The following is a 4823-nucleotide window of genomic DNA, read 5'->3' as shown; positions in this document are numbered from 1 at the left end:
CCCTGACCCTGACCGCCCTGACCCTGTCCGCCTTGGCCGTACGCACCCTGTCCGTATGTGTCGTGGCCGTAGGCGCCCTGCCCGAAGGCGCCCTGGCCGTGGACGCCTGACGGGGTGCCCGTGCCGAGGCCCGTGCCGCCCGGGCCGCCCTTGCCGAACTGGGCACGCAGAAGCGGCACCAGCAGGGCACCGCCGAAGGACCACAGCAGGGCGAACAGCAGCAGCTCGGCGATGCCCGCGCCGATCTCACCGCCGGCGGTGAAGCTCTCACCCGCGCCGAAGTCGCCGCCCAAGTCCCCGGAGTAGTCGTCCGGGTAGTCGCCGAGGTCGCCGCCGCTGCCCCCGTCGAACCCGCCCCGGGCCTCGTGGAAGCTCGCCTCGAAGCCCACGCCCGCCACACCGGCCAGCAGCAGGACGCCCAGCACGAAGAACCCGGCGGCCAGCAGCTGTTCGCGGCGGTCGGCGCTGCGGCGGGCCACCAGCCAGCCGAGGAGCAGCGCGCACGCCAGGCCGCCGGCCAGCGTGCCGACGACGGCCCAGCCGCCGGCCGCGTCCGCCAGTTCGGAGTAGCCGAACGACTCCCGCCCGGAGTCCAGTCGGCTGACGTTCCACCGCGCGTCGATGGGGGCGCCCCAGGCCAGCGCCAGGCCGAGCGCGCCGAGGTTGGGCAGCAGCGCGAGGGTGGCCCACACGTCGCCCGCGCCGACCTCGTCCTCGGTGGCCAGCAGGACGACGAATACCACGAGGCCGGCCAGCGCGAGGACGCACGCCAGGGCGAGCCCCGCCGTCCGCAGCGCGCCCGCCAGGACGCGGGGGCCGGAGGTGCGGCGGGTGGCCAGCCAGGAGTCGGCCTCACCGCGGGTCAGGACGAGCGCGGCGACCAGGGTGGAGAGCAGGAACGCCCACAGCAGGGTGAGTCCGGGCGAGGAGTTCAGCTCCAGGCCCTCGTAGGAGGGGGCCGCGTACAGTCCCAGGGCCAGCCCGCCCAGTCCGCCCAGCGCGCCGATGCGGAGGGCGGCCTCGAACCCGGCCGTGGGGGTGGTGCGGACCAGGCGCCGCCGCTCGAAGCGGGCGGCGGCCACGAGCGCGGCGATCCACACGGCGGTGGCCAGCAGCGGGATCCCGGAGCTCTCCGCCTCACCGGCGATGCGTTCCCCGGCGATGTCGGTGGTGCCGTCGGAGGAGATGCCGAACCCGCCCCCGATGCCCTGGAGCAGCGCGGCCAGCGCCACCCGCATGCGGGTGCCCCAGCCGATGTCGAGGTCGTCGATGTCGTCGTTGGACCACAGGCCCAGCGCGCAGGCCGCCACGAACACCAGCGCGAGCGGCCAGGCGGCGACCCGCAGCGCACCGAGCCAGTCCCCCTTGAGGGTCCGCGCCACGAACAGCCCGAACGGTGTCGGCTGCGCGGGCCCGGGCGGCGGCGCGTATCCGGGCGGGACCGGTGGCGGCGGACCGTATCCGGGCCGGGCGACCGGTGGCGGCGGAGCGGCCGGTGACGACTGGTCGGCCGACGACGGCTGTGCGGACGGCGACGGCTGTGCGGCCGGCGACGCCTGGTCGGGCTGCGACGGCTGGGCGGGCTGTGCGGGCAGTGACGTGCTCGTGGGGACGTAGGTGGGCGGCCCGGCGGGGGCGGGCGGCGCCTGCGGCTCGGGCGGTGCGGTCCGCGGAGGGGGCGGTGCCTGCTGGGGAGTCGGCGGCGCCTGGGGAGCGGGCGGCGCCGCCGGGGCCGTCGGCGCTCCGCAGGACATGCAGAACCGGGCCTCGGCCGGTGTAGCGGTGCCGCACTGGGCGCAGGGCGGCGACGGCGGGGAGGACATGGCGCTCCGGGGACTCAGGGGACTCATGGGGACCAAGCGGCACACAGGGGTACCGCGCGTGTACGTACAGACACGAGCGTGGCGTCCATGGTTCCGCCGAAAGTCCCCAAGGGAAAGGGGAGTTACCCAAGCGCAACGGATACCGGGCGGTAGCCGCCCGGACCGCACCAGCCGCCGCCCCGCGCCCCGGCACGGGCCCGGCCGGACCGCCCGTCAGCCGCGCGGGACGAACCCGTCACCCGCCCGGGGTGCCCCCGCCAACCGCGCGGGTGGTCCCGTCAGCCGCGCGGCGCGAGCCCGTCACCCGTGCGGGTTGAAGCCCCGGTGCAGGGCGACGATGCCGCCCGTCAGATTGCGCCAGGCCACCCGGCTCCAGCCCGCGTCCTGGAGCCGGGCGGCCAGCCGCGGCTGGTCGGGCCACTCGCGGATGGACTCCGCGAGGTAGACGTAGGCGTCGGGGTTGCTGCTGACCTGCCGGGCGATCGACGGCAGCGCGCGCATCAGGTACTGGGTGTAGACGGTGCGGAAGGGTGCCCAGGTCGGCTGGCTGAACTCGCAGATCACCACCCGTCCGCCGGGCCGGGTGACGCGCCGCATCTCGCCGAGGGCCGCGTCCACCGCGCTGATGTTGCGCAGCCCGAAGGAGATGGTCACCGCGTCGAACGTGGCGTCGGCGAAGGGGAGCCGGGTGGCGTCCCCCGCGGTGAACGGCAGCCAGGGGTGGCGCCGCTTGCCCTCGCCGAGCATGCCGGCGGAGAAGTCGCACGGCACCGTGAAGGCGCCCGCCTCCACGAACGGCAGCGAGGAGGTGCCGGTGCCGGCCGCCAGGTCGAGCACCTTCTCACCGGGGCGCGCGTCCACGGCGGCGGCGACGGCGCGGCGCCACAGCCGGGCCTGGCCGGCGGTGAGCACGTCGTTGGTCAGGTCGTACCTGGCCGCCACGTCGTCGAACATGGCGGCGACCTCGTGCGGCTGCTTGTCCAGGGTTGCGCGGCTCATAGTCGGTTGCCCGCCCGTCAGTTCGCGTCGATGAGGGCCAGCTCGGGGTGTGCGGTGCCCCCTGCGATGGCGGTCGAGGACAGGTGCGAGACGACCTTGTCGTCCACCGGGTCGTTCGCCGGGTCGTCGTGCACGACCAGGTGCTCGTAGGTGGTGGCCCGCTGCGCCGGGACGCGGCCCGCCTTGCGGATGAGGTCGATCAGCTCCATCCGGTTGGAGCGGTGCTTGGCACCCGCCGACGAGACGACGTTCTCCTCCAGCATCACCGAGCCGAGGTCGTCGGCGCCGTAGTGCAGGGAGAGCTGGCCGACGTCCTTGCCGGTGGTCAGCCAGGAGCCCTGGATGTGGGCGACGTTGTCGAGGAAGATCCGCGCGATGGCGATCATGCGCAGGTACTCGAGGACCGTCGCCTGCGTCCGCCCCTTCAGATGGTTGTTCTCGGGCTGGTAGGTGTACGGGATGAAGGCGCGGAAGCCGCCGGTGCGGTCCTGCACGTCGCGGATCATCCGCAGGTGCTCGATGCGCTCGGCGTTGGTCTCACCCGTGCCCATCAGCATGGTGGAGGTGGACTCCACCCCGAGGTTGTGGGCGATCTCCATGATCTCCAGCCAGCGCTCGCCGGACTCCTTCAGCGGCGCGATGGCCTTGCGGGGCCGGGCCGGCAGCAGTTCGGCGCCCGCGCCGGCGAAGGAGTCCAGCCCGGCGGCGTGGATGCGCTCGATGGCCTCCTTAGGCGTCACCCCGGAGATCCGCGCCATGTGCTCCACCTCGCTGGCGCCCAGCGAGTGGATGACCAGCTGCGGGAACTCCTTCTTGATGGCGGCGAAGTGCCTCTCGTAGTACTCGACGCCGAAGTCCGGGTGGTGGCCGCCCTGGAACATGATCTGGGTGCCGCCCAGCTCCACCGTCTCGGCGCAGCGGCGCAGGATGTCGTCCAGGTCGCGGATCCACACCCGGTCGCTCTTGGGCGCGGCGTAGAAGGCGCAGAACTTGCACGCCGTCACACAGGCGTTGGTGTAGTTGATGTTCCGCTCGATGATGTACGTCGCGATGTGCTCGGTCCCCGCGTACCGGCGGCGGCGCGCCTTGTCGGCGGCGGCGCCCAGCGCGTGCAGGGGCGCGTAGCGGTAGAGGTCGAGCGCCTCCTCGGGGGTGACACGCCCGCCGGCGGCGGCGCGGTCGAGGGCGGAGAGCAGGTCGGCTTCCGACACGTGCGCTGTCACCGTGGCGTCCCTCCAAAGGTCGCACAATCGACACATCTCGCCGCCTACCACAGCAACAGCGGCGCCCGCCCAGCCTACGCCAGGGGTTCTCAGCGGATCTTCCGGAGTGTCCCCGCGGCGTCCCCGGCGGCGGCCACATGCGACTCGTAGCGCAGCCGGTCGTTCTTGCGCAGCGTGAACTCCTCCCTTGTGCCGCCCGGCGAACACAGTTCGGAAGAGGGGTCCGTTCCGGAGGCGTCGGCCACCAGGCGGGTGTCCGAGGCCGACACCAGCTTCCACCTCCCCGCGCACTTGAGGCCCCGCAGCGAGGAGGAGCCGGTCGCGACGGTGTCCCCCTTGCCGCCCCGGGTGAGGGTGACGGTCAGGGTGCCCACGGGGACCCCGCGGCGGGAGTAGAGGTCCCCTTTCCAGGTGCCGACGAAGTCCTCGGGCACGGTGGCGCGTGAGGGCTCCTCTCCGCCACCGCCGGAGCCGCCGTCCGGCCCTCCCGGGGGCCGGGGCGACGACGCGTGAGAGGACGGCGGCTCAGCGGTGTCGTTCCGTTCGCCGCCGCCGGGGAGGACGCCCAGCAGGGAGGCGCCCAGCAGCACCGCCGCCAGGCAGGTGAGCGAGAGCACCAGCGTGCAGCTGATCCGCCGCCGGCGCGGCCGGCCACCGGCGCCGCCGGTCCGCCCAGCCTCCCCGGCAGCACCCGCCCCCGGGCCGCCGCGCCCGTCCGCCCGCTCGACGACGATGCCGGTGCGGCCGCCGTACGACGCCGCCGGCCACTGCCCGTGGG

At 74.3% G+C, this 4823-nt stretch carries 3 protein-coding genes and 1 pseudogene; all 4 read right to left on the bottom strand.

The features are described 5' to 3' along the window. The coding region (locus FM076_RS19530) for a hypothetical protein (protein ID WP_173872294.1) at nucleotides 1-1382 on the bottom strand (1382 nt) is incomplete at its 3' end. Nucleotides 1383-2123: 741 nt separating this feature from the next. Next, nucleotides 2124-2822: a demethylmenaquinone methyltransferase gene (locus FM076_RS19525; RefSeq protein ID WP_173872293.1), complete on the bottom strand. Its 699-nt coding sequence runs from the start codon at nucleotides 2820-2822 to the stop codon at nucleotides 2124-2126. Between the two features lie 17 nt (nucleotides 2823-2839). After that, the gene (gene mqnC / locus FM076_RS19520) at nucleotides 2840-4081 is read right to left on the bottom strand and encodes a cyclic dehypoxanthinyl futalosine synthase (protein WP_173872292.1); all 1242 of its coding nucleotides are present in this window, start codon (nucleotides 4079-4081) and stop codon (nucleotides 2840-2842) included. A gap of 53 nt (nucleotides 4082-4134) precedes the next feature. Then, a pseudogene (locus FM076_RS19515) lies at nucleotides 4135-4823 on the bottom strand (serine/threonine-protein kinase); the annotation flags it as partial.

The organism is Streptomyces albus subsp. chlorinus (assembly GCF_013302895.1).
Taxonomy (GTDB): domain Bacteria; phylum Actinomycetota; class Actinomycetes; order Streptomycetales; family Streptomycetaceae; genus Streptomyces; species Streptomyces chlorinus.
The sequence above is the reverse complement of the archived record's forward strand: the minus strand, read 5'-3'. Positions and strand labels throughout refer to the sequence as shown.